This is a genomic window from Brevundimonas sp. SGAir0440 (assembly GCF_005484585.1).
Lineage (GTDB): Bacteria > Pseudomonadota > Alphaproteobacteria > Caulobacterales > Caulobacteraceae > Brevundimonas.
In genome coordinates, this window is the sequence record NZ_CP039435.1 from 2,310,734 (window position 1) to 2,325,073 (window position 14,340).

At 65.9% G+C, this 14,340-nt stretch carries 11 protein-coding genes; 9 read left to right on the forward strand and 2 right to left on the reverse strand.

The genetic code is table 11. The features are described from left to right. Window positions 1–267 precede the first annotated feature (267 nt). The 5 genes from E7T10_RS11505 to alr all read left to right on the forward strand — a co-directional run bounded on the left by E7T10_RS11505 (window position 268) and on the right by alr (window position 8,702). The gene (locus tag E7T10_RS11505) at window positions 268–2,724 is read left to right on the forward strand and encodes a TonB-dependent siderophore receptor (RefSeq protein ID WP_137721884.1); all 2,457 of its coding nucleotides are present in this window, start codon (window positions 268–270) and stop codon (window positions 2,722–2,724) included. A gap of 341 nt (window positions 2,725–3,065) precedes the next feature. Next, a complete protein-coding gene (locus E7T10_RS11510) occupies window positions 3,066–5,489 on the forward strand; it encodes a TonB-dependent siderophore receptor (protein ID WP_137721885.1) in 2,424 nt (807 codons plus the stop codon). Window positions 5,490–5,649: 160 nt separating this feature from the next. Beyond that, window positions 5,650–6,015, forward strand: coding sequence for a hypothetical protein (locus tag E7T10_RS11515; RefSeq protein WP_137721886.1), 366 nt, complete (start codon window positions 5,650–5,652; stop codon window positions 6,013–6,015). Between the two features lie 111 nt (window positions 6,016–6,126). Beyond that, window positions 6,127–7,617 (forward strand): replicative DNA helicase, encoded by a 1,491-nt coding sequence (locus E7T10_RS11520; RefSeq protein ID WP_137721887.1) that lies wholly within the window; start codon window positions 6,127–6,129, stop codon window positions 7,615–7,617. A 38-nt stretch (window positions 7,618–7,655) separates the two neighbouring features. Further along, the gene (gene alr / locus E7T10_RS11525; protein ID WP_137721888.1) at window positions 7,656–8,702 is read left to right on the forward strand and encodes an alanine racemase; all 1,047 of its coding nucleotides are present in this window, start codon (window positions 7,656–7,658) and stop codon (window positions 8,700–8,702) included. Here alr and E7T10_RS11530 read toward each other — a convergent pair. Beyond that, complete coding sequence (locus E7T10_RS11530) at window positions 8,696–9,343, reverse strand: Yip1 family protein (protein WP_137721889.1); 648 nt, start codon at window positions 9,341–9,343, stop codon at window positions 8,696–8,698. The genes alr and E7T10_RS11530 overlap by 7 nt on opposite strands. Window positions 9,344–9,515: 172 nt before the next feature. Between E7T10_RS11530 and radA the strand changes: the two genes are divergently transcribed. The 4 genes from radA to E7T10_RS11550 are packed head-to-tail and all read left to right on the forward strand — an operon-like array spanning window position 9,516 to window position 13,858. Next, window positions 9,516–10,886 (forward strand): DNA repair protein RadA, encoded by a 1,371-nt coding sequence (radA, locus tag E7T10_RS11535; RefSeq protein ID WP_137721890.1) that lies wholly within the window; start codon window positions 9,516–9,518, stop codon window positions 10,884–10,886. 31 nt (window positions 10,887–10,917) lie between these two features. After that, the gene (locus E7T10_RS11540; protein ID WP_137721891.1) at window positions 10,918–11,514 is read left to right on the forward strand and encodes a CvpA family protein; all 597 of its coding nucleotides are present in this window, start codon (window positions 10,918–10,920) and stop codon (window positions 11,512–11,514) included. A 28-nt stretch (window positions 11,515–11,542) separates the two neighbouring features. After that, a complete protein-coding gene (gene purF, locus E7T10_RS11545) occupies window positions 11,543–13,048 on the forward strand; it encodes an amidophosphoribosyltransferase (RefSeq protein ID WP_137721892.1) in 1,506 nt (501 codons plus the stop codon). A gap of 57 nt (window positions 13,049–13,105) precedes the next feature. Further along, window positions 13,106–13,858 (forward strand): SDR family NAD(P)-dependent oxidoreductase, encoded by a 753-nt coding sequence (locus E7T10_RS11550; protein ID WP_137721893.1) that lies wholly within the window; start codon window positions 13,106–13,108, stop codon window positions 13,856–13,858. On the opposite strand, the gene E7T10_RS11555 is transcribed toward E7T10_RS11550, so the two are convergent. Then, entirely contained in the window at window positions 13,855–14,340 is a 486-nt protein-coding gene (locus E7T10_RS11555) for an NUDIX hydrolase (RefSeq protein ID WP_137721894.1), read from the reverse strand. The genes E7T10_RS11550 and E7T10_RS11555 overlap by 4 nt on opposite strands.

A 14,340-nucleotide genomic window follows, 5' to 3' on the forward strand; every position in this document is an offset into this window, starting at 1 on the left:
GCAGACGGTCGCCAACCGCACGGCCGATCGTCACCCTGGCCTATGACAAGATTACAACAAAGCCAGATCATTGATCTTCGAAACGGGCATCTAGACATTAAGCTTGCTTGACGTCGTCACATTGAGGTCACAGCCTGCAATTGCGGCCTGCGTTTCGATTATCCGCGCAAGATTATTGCGCTTTTCGAGAAGCCGACCGAGGGCGACGGCATGGCGGCCTGCCGAGCGCCGACACAGAGGGCTGCCGTGCATCGTCGGGGACTATCAATGAAAATCAGATACGGTCGTCAGGCCCTGTTGGCCTTTGCCTCCACCAGCGCGCTCTTCATCGCCTCATCGGCGCTCGCCCAGACAACCCCTCCGCCAAGTGAAGCCACCGATGTCGATGAGATCGTCGTCACCGGCACGCGCACCGTCGGGCGCAGCCGGCTCGACAGCGTCGCGCCCGTCGATGTCATCACCGGCGAAACTCTGGCGAAACAGGGCACTGGCACAGAGCTGGCCGCCGCCCTCGCCGCCACCGCCCCGTCCATCAACTTCCCTCGTCCCGCCATTTCCGACGGCTCGGATCACGTTCGTCCGGCGACCCTGCGCGGTCTGGCTCCTGACCAGACCCTAGTCCTGATCAACGGTCAGCGCGGCCATGTCGGCGCCTTGGTCAACGTCAACGGCGCGCTTGGCCGTGGCTCCACCGCCTTCGATCTAAATACGATTCCGTCGATCAGCCTCGGCTCGGTCGAAGTCCTGCGTGACGGCGCTTCGGCGCAGTACGGCGCCGACGCCATCGCCGGCGTCATCAATCTGCGTCTGCGCCAGGCATCGAGCGGCGGCGGCATCACCGCCAACTACGGCATCTACGACACCGACTTCACGACCGCGCGTGGCGAGCACAGCCGCCGCGACGGCGAACAGACCTCGCTCGCCGGCTGGATCGGCCTGCCCCTGTTTGGCGACGGCTTTTTGACCCTTTCGGGCGAAGTTCAGAAACGCCAGCCCACCAATCGCTCCGACTACGCCGCGACCACCGCCGTCAACGGAGGCAGTGCGACCACCGTCATCGGTCGCTTCGGCGATCCCTATACCGAAGCCTACACCGGCTATCTCAACGCCGGCAAACCGCTTGGCGGCGAATGGGAAGCCTACGCCTTCGGCGGCTATCAGAAGCGCAAGTCCGAGGCGGCGGCGACCGCCCGCGCCTTCAACAACTCCAACAACGTCACCGCCATCTATCCCAATGGCTTCCTGCCGATCATCGCCGCCGACATCGATGACTATAACATCTACGGCGGCTTGAAAGGCCCCGCCGCCGGCTTCGACTGGGACATCTCGGTCGGATACGGCCGAAACGAGTTGGACTATCGCGTCCTGAATTCCCTGAATGCCTCCTATGGCGCCGCGTCTCAGACCCAGTTCGACGCCGGCGGCCTCAGCTACGGTCAACTGACCATCGGCGTGGATGCGGTGAAACAGATCGAAGCGAACCTGTACGAACCGCTCAACGTCGCCTTCGGCGTCGAATACCGACGCGAGGACTTCAACGTCACCGCAGGCGAGCCGACATCCTACAACAAGGGCCCCGTCACGGCCGGCGGCGCCGGATCGCAGGGCTTCCCTGGCTTTGCGCCATCCAATGCGGTCGATGTCGATCGCAACAACATCAGCGCCTACATCGATCTGGAAGGCAAATTCTCCGAGCAGTTCAGCGTCGGCCTGGCCGGGCGCTACGAGGACTATTCCGATTTCGGCGATCAATTCACGGGCAAGATTTCGGGACGCTACGACTTCACCGAGGCCTTCGCCCTGCGTGGCGCCATTTCGACGGGCTTCAAATCGCCAGCCCTTCAGCAACAGTACTTCAGCTACATCGCCACCAACCTTGTCGCCACAGCGGGCGGCGTGGTGCTGCAGCAGAACGGCTCGTACCGGGTCGATGATCCTATCGCGATCGCCCTGGGCTCAAAGCCGCTGGAGCCCGAGACCTCGACCAACTACTCGCTCGGCGCGGTCTTCCGACATGAGGGCTTTGAGCTGACGGTCGACACCTACCGCATCGATGTCGCTGACCGGATCATCTATTCCGAGACGCTCGGCGTGTCGCGACCCAGCCAGACGGCGCAATCCACGGCTGCCATTCAGGCGCTGCTCGCTCCGTTCGGCGTCACCGGCGCGCGGTTCTTCCTGAACGGTGTCGACACCTCGACCAGCGGCGTCGATGTCGTGGCGCGCTATCGGACACAGCAGGATTTCGGGCGGTTCGATTTCACACTGGCGGGCAACTTCAACTCCACCGAGGTGACCAGGACGCCAGCCGTTCCCAGCAACCTGGCCATTGCCCCGTCCGACGCCTTCCTGTTCGACCGCTCTTCCAAACTGTCGTTTGAGCAGGGCACGCCGGAACAGAAGATCGTCGCCAGCGTGGACTGGTCGCTGGGCGACTTCGGGGCGACCTTGAAGGGCACAAGCTACGACAGCGTTCTGGTCGCCAACAACAACGCCACCCTGGACTACGAAACGGGCGACGCGCTGCTGGTGGATCTGGAGGGCCGCTACACCCTGCCCTTCGGCGTCTCGCTCGCTGTCGGCGTGAACAACCTGACCGACGAATATCCAACCGCCACGCCGACCAACATCAACGGCGCGACCGGTTCGGTGGGCTACCCGAGCTACTCGCCTTATGGCTTCAACGGCCGCTTCTTCTACGGCCGTCTGAGCTACAACTTCTAAGCCAACCGATATCACACCCCAATGGGGCGCTCTTCGGAGTGCCCCATTTTACATGGCGATAGATTTCCTACCGACTGCTGCAACAAAACATGGTCGTCTGCGTCGATTGACCCGCCGCACCTTCGCCCTGATATGGCCATGACCGCCGGGACCTCCCCGACCTTGCGGTTGGAGAGACCATGAAGATTACCCCCCATATCCTGGCGACGCCGGCCGCCATCGCGCGATATTGCGGCTGAGACCGCACGCCATACCCAATCCAAGCCGAACATAAAAAGCCCGTCGCGCTCAGCGACGGCGATGCGCGCTCGCGCCAAAAACAGACTTTAGGAAATCTCTCAATGCGCTCTCTTTCTCGTCGGGCCGCCGCACCGGCTCTGCTCGCCACCGTCTCGACCTTCGCCGTGCTGAGCGCCGCCCCGGCCTTTGCTCAAAACGCCGAACCCGTCGCCGATGAGGCGGCGCAGGTGGACGACATCGTCGTGACCGGCACGCGGGTCCAGAACCGGTCGCGCCTCGACACCCTGGCGCCCGTCGATGTTGTCACGTCCGAGGCGTTGCAGACGCGAGGCACGACCGAGTTCGCCACCGCCCTGGCCCAGGCCGTGCCGTCGCTGACCTTCCAGCGGCCGTCCGCCAACGATGGCTCTGACTCGATCCGCCCAATCACCTTGCGCGGCCTGTCGCCGGATCAGACGCTGGTGCTGGTCAACGGCACGCGTCGCCATGCGTCGGCCCTGGTCAACGTCAACGGCGTGGTGGGGCGCGGGTCGGCCGCCGTCGATCTGAACACCATTCCGACCGGCGCTCTGGACCGGGTTGAGGTGCTGCGCGATGGCGCCTCGGCGCAATACGGCTCGGACGCCATCGCCGGCGTGGTGAACCTGCGCCTGAAGCAGGCCTCCAGCGGCGGCGGCGCCAGCGTGACCTACGGCCAGTATTTCACCACGGTGAAAACCGCGCGCGGCGAACGTGACGAAAACGATGGCGGCACCGTCACGGCCTCGGCCTGGCAAGGGTTCTCGCTGGGCGACGACGGCTTTCTGACCTTGTCGGCCGAGTATCTGAACCGCGAAGCGACCAATCGCTCGGACTATGACCCCCGCACGGCGGCGAACGGCGCGATCACCGCCCGCTTCGGCGACCCGGACGTTGAGCAATGGACCGTCTTCGCCAACGCCGGCAAGGGTTTGGGCAATGGTTGGGAGGCCTATGGCTGGGCCGGCTATCAGGACCGCGACAGCGAAGGCGCCGCCTTCCCTCGCCTGTCCGACAACGTCAACAATGTCGCCTCCATCTACCCGAACGGCTTCCTGCCGAAGGTCGCCATCAATTCGAAGGACGCTTCGCTGGCAGGAGGCCTGCGCGGCGAACTGGCGGGCTGGAATACGGACATCAGCCTGACCTATGGCCACAACGCCCTGGACTTCCGCACCGAGGATTCGCTGAACTCCACCTACGGCGCGACTTCGCCGACCAGCTTCGATTCCGGCAGCCTGATCTACCACCAGTTGGTGCTGGGCGCCGACTTCAGCCGTGAGTTCGAGGTCGGTCTGTCCGGCGGCCCGCTGAACTTCGCCTGGGGCCTGGAGCAGCGCTGGGAAAACTACAAGATCGAGGCCGGTCAGCCCGAGAGCTACAACCGCGGCCCCCTGGGCGCCAACACGGCCCTGACCGGCGGCGCCCAGGGCTTCGTCGGCTTCCAGCCCTCGAACGCCGTGGATGTCGATCGCGACAACTTCGCCGCCTACGCCGACGTTGAAATCCCCCTGACCGACAAGCTGCGCGTCGAAGGCGCCGTGCGGTTCGAAGACTATTCCGACTTCGGCGACACCCAGACGGGCAAGCTGTCGGCCCGCTATGACTTCACCCCCAGCTTCGCCCTGCGGGGTTCAGTCTCGACCGCCTTCCGCGCGCCATCGTTGCAGCAGTCGTATTTCACCTCCACCGCCTCGGTGATCCAGAACGGCGCCGTGGTCGAGACCGGCACCTTCCCGGCCACCAGCACCGTCGCAGCGGCCCTTGGCGCGCGTCCGCTGAAGGCCGAGACCTCGACCAACTATTCGGTCGGCGCTGTAGTGCGACTGGGCCGTTTCGATCTGACGGTTGACGCCTACAAGATCGACATCGACGATCAGATCGTTCTGTCCGAACTGATCAACCGAACGTTCTCGGGCCAAGTCGCCGGCCTGCTGGATCCGCAAGGCGTCCAGGCCGCGCGCTTCTTCCTGAACGGCGTCTCGACCTCTACCGAAGGCGTGGATGTCGTCGGCCGGTATCGCCTGCCGACCGACACGCTCGGCGATTTCGATTTCACTGTCGCGGCCAACTTCAACGATGTGTCGGTCAACAGCGTGCCGACGTCGTCATCGGTGCTGAACCCGGTGCCGACCCTGTTCGCCCGCCAACGCATCCTGACCATCGAAGACGGCACGCCCGACACCAAGGTCTCGGCGTCGGCGGACTGGAGCCGGGACAAGTGGGGCGCCACGGTTCGCGCCACCTACTATGGCGACGTGCTGCAACCCGGCTCGACGGCGGCGAATGACTACAGCACCGGGGCCAAGACGGTCGTGGATCTGGAAGGTCGGTTCCAGCTGACCGAACGCGTGGGCGTGGCGATCGGCGTGGATAACGTGTTCGACGAATATCCGGACTTCGTGCCGGCGTCGCTGAACTCCAACGGCGTTCTGGGCTTCCCCTACTATTCGCCCTTCGGTTTCAACGGCCGCTACGGCTATGCGCGCCTCAGCCTGAAATGGTGAGGTCGGGCTGAACGCCAGCCGGCGAAGGGCGCTCCTCGGAGCGCCCTTTGCCTTGTTCGCATTACGAAATCTTCAGCTTGACCGTTCTGCTTCGCCGCAGTTGCGACACATATCGGCGTTCAATCTGCGCCCTGCCAGAGGGGGCTTTGGAGGGGACCAAATGAAGACCAGATCGATCGCAGCCGGCGTCCTGGCGCTGACCCTTTTCGCCGGCGCGGCCAACGCCATGACGGTTCAGGAATTCCTGACCACCGCCAACGCCATCCCGCAGAACCCCACCGCCCTGCTGCGCTCGGACACCCGTCGCCTGATGGCCGAGTTCCGAACCGCCGTTCGCACCGTGCGCGCCGAACAGACCCAGGCCAAGGCGGCCGGCCGTCAGCCCGCAACCTGCATGCCCGACAAGGTTAGCGTCTCACCCAACGCCATCCTGAGCCGTTTCAACGCCATTCCGCAGAGCCGTCGCAACATCAGCGTGACCCAAGCTTTCCGCGAATGGATGGCGCACGACTATCCGTGCGCCTGACGCGCCCCGATTGAGGAATTCCGGTTCGTCCCCAAGGCGGCGCGATCTGTCCACGGTCCAGGCGGCGTCCGCGTCTGACGCAGGGGCGTGAGAGGGCTAAAGCGTTAATCGATGAACGCCTTCGCCCCCATGCCCTTTTCGTCGTCTCCGCTGGACTCCGGCGGCGTCACTTCGATGCCGCACAATCTGGAGGCCGAACAGGCGCTGCTGGGCTCGCTGATGTTCGACAACGCCGTGTTCGAGCGGTTGAACGACCGGCTGCGCGGCTCGCACTTCTACGAACCCTTCCACCAGCGGCTGTTCGACGCGATCGAGGATCATATCCGCCAGGGCCTGCTGGCCGAGCCCACCATCCTGATGGAGCGGTTCAAGCAGGATCCGGCGTTCCAGGAGTTCGGGGGCCTGCGCTACCTCGCCGACCTGGTGGACCGCGCGCCGCCGGCCGCCAACGCGCCCGACTATGCGCGCGTCGTCTATGACCTGGCGCTGCGCCGCGATCTGATCCGCATCGGCGGCGACATGATCAAGGAGGCGCCCAATCCGGAGACGCCCGCCGACGAGCAGATCGAACAGGCCGAACAGACCCTGTATTCGCTGGCCGAGACGGGCAAGCCCTCGTCCGGTTTCGTCAGTTTCTCCAATGCCTTGTCCGGCGCCGTTCAGATGGCGGCCGAAGCGTATCAGCGCGAGGGCAAGCTGGCCGGCCTCGCCACCGGCCTGAACGATCTGGACCGGAAACTGGGCGGCCTGCACCCGTCCGACCTGCTGATCCTGGCCGGCCGTCCGTCGATGGGCAAGACGGCGCTGGCGACCAACATAGCCTTCAACGTGGCGCGCGCCTATCAATGGGAGCCAACGCCGGAGGGCCGCAAGACGGTCAACGGCGGCGTTGTCGCCTTCTATTCGCTGGAAATGAGCGCCGAACAGCTGGCGATGCGTATTCTGGCCGATGCGTCCGGCGTGTCGTCGGACAAGCTGCGCAAGGGCGAGATCGACGCCGCAGACTTCGGCAAGCTGCGCGACGCGGCGGTCGAGATCGGCGAAAGCCCCCTCTACATCGACGCCACCGGCGGCCTGTCCATCTCCAAGCTGGCGGCCCGCGCGCGCCGTCTGAAGCGCATGGAACATGGGCTGGACCTGATCATCGTCGACTATCTGCAACTGGTCACGACCGGCAACAGCGGGGGCCAGAAGAACCGCGTGCAGGAAGTGTCTGAAATCACCGGCGGACTGAAGGCCCTGGCCAAGGAACTCTCGGTGCCGATCATCGCCCTGTCGCAGCTGTCGCGTCAGGTCGAGCAGCGCGACGACAAACGCCCGCAACTGTCGGACCTTCGGGAATCCGGCTCAATCGAGCAGGACGCCGACTGCGTGATGTTCGTCTATCGCGAAAGCTATTATCTTGGCCGCGCCGAGCCGCGCGAGGGGACCGAGGAACACCTGCAATGGCAGCAGGACATGGACCGCCTGCAAGGCCAGGCCGAGGTCGTCATCGGCAAGCAGCGCCACGGCCCCATCGGCATCGTCAAACTGGCCTTTGACGCCGACACCGTCCGCTTCGGCAACCTGGCGCACGGCTATGAAGAGGTCAGCTACGAGTAGCCTCTTCCATCGGAGCGGTGTTGGCGCATAAGGACGCCATGACCGCATCGACCCCCGCCGTCCTCTCCGTCGATCTGAACGCCCTGGCGCGCAACTATCACACGCTGGAGGCCGTCAGCGGCCAGCCGGTGCATCCGGTGGTCAAGGCGGACGGCTATGGGCTGGGTGCGCAGGCCGTGGCGACGCGGCTGATGGCCGAGGGGGCGCGGACCTTCTTCGTAGCGCGAGCGGCCGAGGGCGTGCGACTGCGTGCAGCCTTGGGCGCCGACGGCCCTGTCATCTACGTGCTCGACGGCTGTCACAGCGACGATGCGGCGATGCTGAAGGCGTCGGACCTGCGGCCCGTGCTGAACCATCCGGCGCAGATCCAGGCCTGGCGGGCGGCGGGCGGCGGGACCTGCGGCCTGCAGATCGACACCGGCATGAACCGGTTGGGTATTCGCCCCGAGGACGCGCCCGAGGCGTTCGACGGCCTGGCCCTGGTCCTGACCCACCTCGCCTGCGCCGACGAACCGGCCAATCCGATGAACCGGCGTCAGCGCGACGCCTTTGCGGGTGTGCTGGATCGCTATCCGGGAGTGATCCGGTCGTTCGCCAACTCCAGCGGCTGTTTCCTGGGCCCGGACTTCGCCTTCGACACGGTGCGCCCGGGCATCTGTCTTTACGGCGGCGGCCCAGAGGGGCGGCCCGATCCCCGCATCGCACCCGTGGCGACCCTGACGGCCGAGGTGCTTCAGGTCCGCGACGTGCCGGCGGGCGAGAGCGTCGGCTATTCACGCGGCTATATCGCCGAACGCCCGATCAAGGTTGCGACCGTAGCGGCCGGCTATGCGGATGGATTGCTGCGATCCTATTCGCCCAAGGGCGCGGTCTGGATCGCCAATGAGACCCGTCCGCTGCTGGGTCGGGTCTCGATGGATGTCTGCGCGGTGGACATCACCGGCCTGGACGTCGCGGTCGGCGATCCGGTCGAACTGTTCGGCCCGAACCGCCTGTTGGACGACGCCGCGGCCGCGGCGGGGACTATCAGCTACGAGTTGCTGACCTCGATCACCCCCCGCGTGCCGCGCGTCTATTCTCAGTAGCCGGCGCCCATTCCCGCCAGGCCAGCCATGCCGACCGACGCGGCGACGAAGCTCATCGAAATGGCTCCGACGATCGCCGAGATGATGAAATACATCACGACGCCGGCGATCACCGTCACGATGAAATAGCCGACCTTCTTGTCCTCCGGCACCTTCATCAGGATCGGCAGGCCGACGAACAGCAGATAGAAGCTGTACAGGCCCAAGATGGCCAGGATGCCCAGCATCGGGATCAGGCCGAACACGCCCGCCAGCCAGGCGGCGGTCCAGGAATAGACGGCCAGCTTCATGGCCTGGACCTTGTTGGCCGTCCCGCCGAAGTTCGGCGCCAGCGCATTGATGATCAGACCCACCAAGAAGACCCCCAGCAAGGACATGCCGTAGCTGACGAGCGCCACGACGATCGCGCCGACGATCGACAGCTTCATGCCCATGATCGGCATCAACTGACCGCCGAGCAGCGAACAGACCGGGCCGATCGCCGCCAGGATCATCGCATAGCGGGTGAACAGGCTTTTGGTCGTGGCGAACTCGCCGTCGATCTTCAGCCATTCGGACTTGGATTGCAGCAGTATGCCCTTGACCCGCGCGACCAAGGCCGGATCGACAGCGGGTTGGGAATGGGTCGTCGGATCGGTCATGACAGGCCTCGGCGAGAGAAGATGGGCGGATGTTGACGTTGCGTCGCTTCAAGAAGCAAGGGTGTGCGACACATTCTCAATCCTTCAGTATGGCAAAGGTTGCGACTGCGACCGAAACTGTCGTGAGCCGACGCCATGTCCGGCGCGACCGTTCGATCTGCTAAGGAAGCCCATGGCTCGCGATTCCGCCCTCTACGTCTGTCAGTCATGCGGCTCGGTCCACAGCAAGTGGTCAGGCCAATGCGGCTCCTGCGGCCAGTGGAACACGTTGAGCGAAGAGAGCCGCTCGGCTCCGCCGGGCGCGATCAAGCCGTCGGCGGCGGCTTCGGCCCGGATGCGCGGCATTCAGTTCGAAACGCTTCAGTCCGACACGCCAGAGCCGCCGCGCATCACGACGGGCGTGGCCGAGTTCGACCGTGTCTGCGGCGGCGGCGTCGTGCCCGGCTCGGCCATCCTGCTCAGCGGCGATCCGGGCGTCGGCAAGTCGACCCTGTTGCTGGAGGTCGCGGCCAAGGCGGCGCTTCGCGGTTCGCGCGTGGCCTATATTTCGGGCGAGGAAGCGGTCGAGCAGATCCGCGCCCGCGCCAAACGGATGGGCCTGGCCGATGCGCCGGTCAATCTGGCGGCCGCGACGGCGCTGCGCGACATCCTGGGCACGCTGAAACGCGAGAAGTTCGACATCGTCATCATCGATTCGGTTCAGACCCTTTGGTCCGACGTGCATGACAGCGGCCCCGGCTCGATCACCCAGGTCAGGGCTTGCGCGGGCGAACTGGTGCGTCTGGCCAAAAGCGACGGCCCCGCCATCGTCCTGGTCGGCCACGTCACCAAGGACGGCCAGGTCGCCGGCCCCCGCGTCGTCGAACACCTGGTCGACGCGGTCATGACCTTCGAGGGCGAGCGCGGCTATCCGTTCCGCATCCTGCGCGCCGGCAAAAACCGCTTCGGCGCCACTGACGAGATCGGCGTGTTCGAAATGAGCGACGCCGGCCTGCGCGAGGTCGCCAACCCCTCCGCCCTCTTTCTGGGCGAGGGCAAGGAGCGCGCACCGGGCGCCGCCGTCTTCGCCGGGATCGAAGGCTCGCGCCCCGTCTTGGTCGAGATGCAGGCCCTGGTGTCCAAGTCCGCCTATGGCACGCCGCGTCGCGCCGTCATCGGCTGGGAGACGGGGCGTCTGGCCATGGTGCTGGCCGTGCTGGAGGCCCGCTGCGGCTTCGGCTTCGGCGATCAGGACGTCTATCTGAACGTCGCCGGGGGCTTGCGCATCAACGAACCGGCGGCCGATCTCGCAGCGGCGGCGGCGCTGATCAGCTCGGCGACCGGCGTATCCCTGCCCCAGGGCTGCGTCGTCTTCGGCGAAATCGGCCTGTCGGGCGAGGTTCGCAGCGTCGGCCGCGCCGAGGCCCGCCTGCGCGAAGCGCAAAAACTGGGCTTCGATCAGGTGCTCAGCCCGACTTTGACCGCCAAGACCAAGGGGGTGAAGGTGACATCCGTCACGCGCCTGACGGATGTGGTCGAACGAATCTCGCAGAACCGCTATTAGACCCTCGTAGCAACTGCAGGATCCCCCACGCGTGACCGGATACGACGTCTTCGCCATCGTGGTGATCCTGTTTTCCGTCGCCGCCGGCTGGGTGCGCGGCGGGGTGCGCGAGGTCATTACGCTGCTCAGCGCGACCTTAGCGGCCCTGGTCGCCCTGATCGCCCTGCCCTGGACCGCCGGCGTCACGCGCGCCTTCGTCGATCCTGAATGGGCCGGGTCGATCCTGGCCGCCGTCCTGACCTTCTTTGTCGTCTATTTCGGCCTGCGCCTGGTCGGTTCGATGATGTCCAAGAGCGCCAAGGACCATCCGCATCTCGGCGTCGTCGACCGCATCTTTGGCCTGTTCATCGGCGGCGTCCGCGCGCTGGTCCTGATCGGCGCGGTGCATCTGGTCATCGTCGCAGCCCTGCCGGGCGAGCGTACACCGCTCTGGCTCGGAAAGCCGACCCTCTATCCAGTCAGCGCCATGGGCGCGCGGATGATCCAGATCGTCCTGCCCAGCATCGGACGCGGCGCCGACGCCATCACGCCGGTCGTGGATTCGTCCGTACGCCGGGGGTTTTCGGACGACGAAACCTTGCCCCCGACGCAATCACAGCCTAACTCGCGCCGCGAAGCCGCCCGTTAAGTTCCCCCCCGGTCATCGGAGCCCCACGATGCGCCACCATATCGCCGATCCCGTCGTTCACCGCGAGCACTGGCGCGAGCCGGAGGATGACCAGCTCCGTCTGGAATGCGGCGTCTGTGGCGTCTGGGGCGCGGACGAGGACGAAGGCTCTTCCGTCGTCGCGCTGGGCCTTCACGCCCTTCAGCATCGCGGCCAGGAAGCCTGCGGCATCGCCAGCGTCAAGGACGAGCGTTTCTACACCGAACGCCACCAGGGCCTGGTGGGCGAGTCCTTCGGCGGCGCCGACCTGATGACGCGGATGCCCGGCCGCGCGGCCGTGGGCCACACCCGCTACTCTACCGCCGGCGGCAGCTTCCTGCGCAACATCCAGCCGATGTTCGCCGATCTGGACCAGGGCGGCATCGCCATCGCCCACAACGGCAACCTGACCAACTTCAAATTCCTGCACGCCCAGCTGGTCAGCGAGGGCGCCATTTTCCAGTCGACCTCGGATTCCGAAGTCATCCTCCACCTGATCGCGCGCAGCCGCAAAGCCAAGATCGTTGATCGGTTCACCGACGCCCTGGCTCGGATCGAGGGCGGCTACGCCCTGGTGGCCCAGACCCGCACCAAGATGATCGGCGCGCGCGACCCGCTGGGCATTCGTCCGCTGGTCCTGGGCCAGTTGGGCGACGGTTGGGTTCTGGCCTCCGAAACCTGCGCCCTGGACATGATGGGCGCCACCTTCGTGCGCGATGTCGAACACGGCGAGATCGTCGTCATCGACGACAGCGGCCTGCGCTCGCTCAAGCCCTTCCCCGCCCGCGCGGCGCGTCCCTGCCTGTTCGAATACGTCTATTTCTCGCGCCCGGATTCGGTCGTGAACGGCCGCTCCGTCTATGAGGTCCGCAAGGAAATGGGTCGCGGCCTCGCCCGCGAACTGGGCGTCGAAGCCGACATCGTCGTGCCCGTGCCCGACTCCGGCGTACCCGCCGCCCTCGGCTACGCCCAGGAAAGCGGCATCCCCTACGAAATGGGCATCATCCGCAGCCACTATCTGGGCCGCACCTTCATCCAGCCCAGCCAGGGCGCCCGTCAAAAGGGCGTGCGCATGAAGCACAGCCCCAACAAGTCGGCCCTGGCCGGCAAGCGCGTCGTCCTGATCGACGATTCCATCGTGCGCGGCACCACCTCGCTGAAACTGGTCCGCGCCGTGCGCGCCGCCGGCGCCACCGAGGTCCACCTGCGTTCGGCCAGCCCGCAGATCCTCTTCCCCGACTTCTACGGCATCGATATGCCCGAGCGCGCGCAGCTGCTGGCCGCCAACAAGACGCTGGAAGAGATGCGCGACATGCTGGAGGTCGATTCGCTGGGCTTCCTGTCCATCGACGGCCTGTATCGCGCGATGGGTGAGACGGGCCGCAACGCCGCCGCCCCGCAGTTCACCGACCACTATTTCACCGGCGACTATCCCACTCGCCTCTTGGATCGCGAGATCGAGGAAGGCGGCCGCGAGTTCGGGGCCAAACAGCTGTCCTTGCTGGTCAGCGCCTGATCGAAAGCCGAGCGCGCAGGCCTTGGCTTGAGGGCCGAGGCCGCGCTATCAGCGGCCATGTCCGAACTTCCCCTGAACGACCGTATCGCCCTCGTCGTCGGCGCCTCGCGCGGCATCGGTTATGAGAGCGCCCTGGCCCTGGCCAAGGCCGGCGCCCACGTCATCGCGACGGCGCGCACCCAAGGCGGTCTGGAAGAGCTGGACGACGCCATCTTCGCCGCCACCGGCCGCCATGCGACCCTGATTCCGTTCGATCTGGTGGACGGCGGGGCCATCGACCGGCTGGGCGGCGCCATCTTCGAACGGTTCAAGAAGCTGGATATCTGGGTCCACTGCGCCGCCACCATGGGCCCGTCGGGCCTGACGCCGGTGTCGCACGCCGACCCGCGCGAATTCGCCAAGGTTGAAAAGACCAACTTCACCGCCGTCTATCGCCTGATCCGCTCGCTGGAGCCGCTGCTGCGCGCCTCAGACACCGGCCGCGCCATCCACTTCACCACCAGCGTCGCGACGGCGCCCAAGGCCTTCTGGGGCATGTACGCCGCGACCAAGGCGGGCGCCGAGGCCTTGGTGAAGGCCTGGGCCGACGAAATCGAGAGCACGCCTGTGCGCGTCAGCATCGTCGATCCCGGCCGCATGCGAACCGCCATGCGCGCCCAAGCCTATCCGGGCGAAGACCCATCCGTCCTGCCCCACCCCTCCGAAATCGGCCCCCTGGTCGTCGAACTGTCGAACGCCGCCGCCACGCCGCCGTTGACCGTCAAGTTCCGCGACTGGGCAGCCGGCCCCTCGGTCGACGCCTTGATCTAACGATCGCCGATCAGCGGCAGGCGGAGCGAAGTCAGAATTTCCGCTAGTTCCGCCGGCCAGATCGTCTCCTTGGAATCGCGGATGTCGTCGAGGCTCCACCAGCGGTGTTCGGTCAGAACCCGCTGCTCCTCGTCCGTCCAACCCTTGGGCGACGGGACGAAGTCGTCGGTGCGCAGCAGGAAGAACCTCTGATCCACATCCGCCATCCGGCCGTCGGGCAGGCGGAAGCTGACGCGCACTTGGGCGACCTGCGGGCCGGGGTCTTCGACGACCAACCCGGTCTCTTCGAACAGTTCGCGGCGCGCGGCGTCCTCGAAGGTTTCGCCGGCCTCACACCCGCCGCCGGGCGTCGCCCAGAAGGCCGTGCCGGCGAGAGGTCCTTCGGCGAACACGAAGTGGAACAGCAGCACCCGCCCCTGCCCGTCCAGGATCAGCCAACGCGAGGTGGGCCGGGCGGGAAGCGCGCTCTCGGCCTCGCTCAC

Coding starts and splice junctions, on each gene's coding strand:
- alr (WP_137721888.1), top strand. CDS start 7,656: ATGACCGCATCGACCCCCGCCGTCCTCTCCGTCGATCTGAACGCCCTG.
- E7T10_RS11550 (WP_137721893.1), top strand. CDS start 13,106: ATGTCCGAACTTCCCCTGAACGACCGTATCGCCCTCGTCGTCGGCGCC.
- E7T10_RS11505 (WP_137721884.1), top strand. CDS start 268: ATGAAAATCAGATACGGTCGTCAGGCCCTGTTGGCCTTTGCCTCCACC.
- E7T10_RS11520 (WP_137721887.1), top strand. CDS start 6,127: ATGAACGCCTTCGCCCCCATGCCCTTTTCGTCGTCTCCGCTGGACTCC.
- E7T10_RS11530 (WP_137721889.1), bottom strand. CDS start 9,343: ATGACCGATCCGACGACCCATTCCCAACCCGCTGTCGATCCGGCCTTG.
- E7T10_RS11515 (WP_137721886.1), top strand. CDS start 5,650: ATGAAGACCAGATCGATCGCAGCCGGCGTCCTGGCGCTGACCCTTTTC.
- purF (WP_137721892.1), top strand. CDS start 11,543: ATGCGCCACCATATCGCCGATCCCGTCGTTCACCGCGAGCACTGGCGC.
- radA (WP_137721890.1), top strand. CDS start 9,516: ATGGCTCGCGATTCCGCCCTCTACGTCTGTCAGTCATGCGGCTCGGTC.
- E7T10_RS11510 (WP_137721885.1), top strand. CDS start 3,066: ATGCGCTCTCTTTCTCGTCGGGCCGCCGCACCGGCTCTGCTCGCCACC.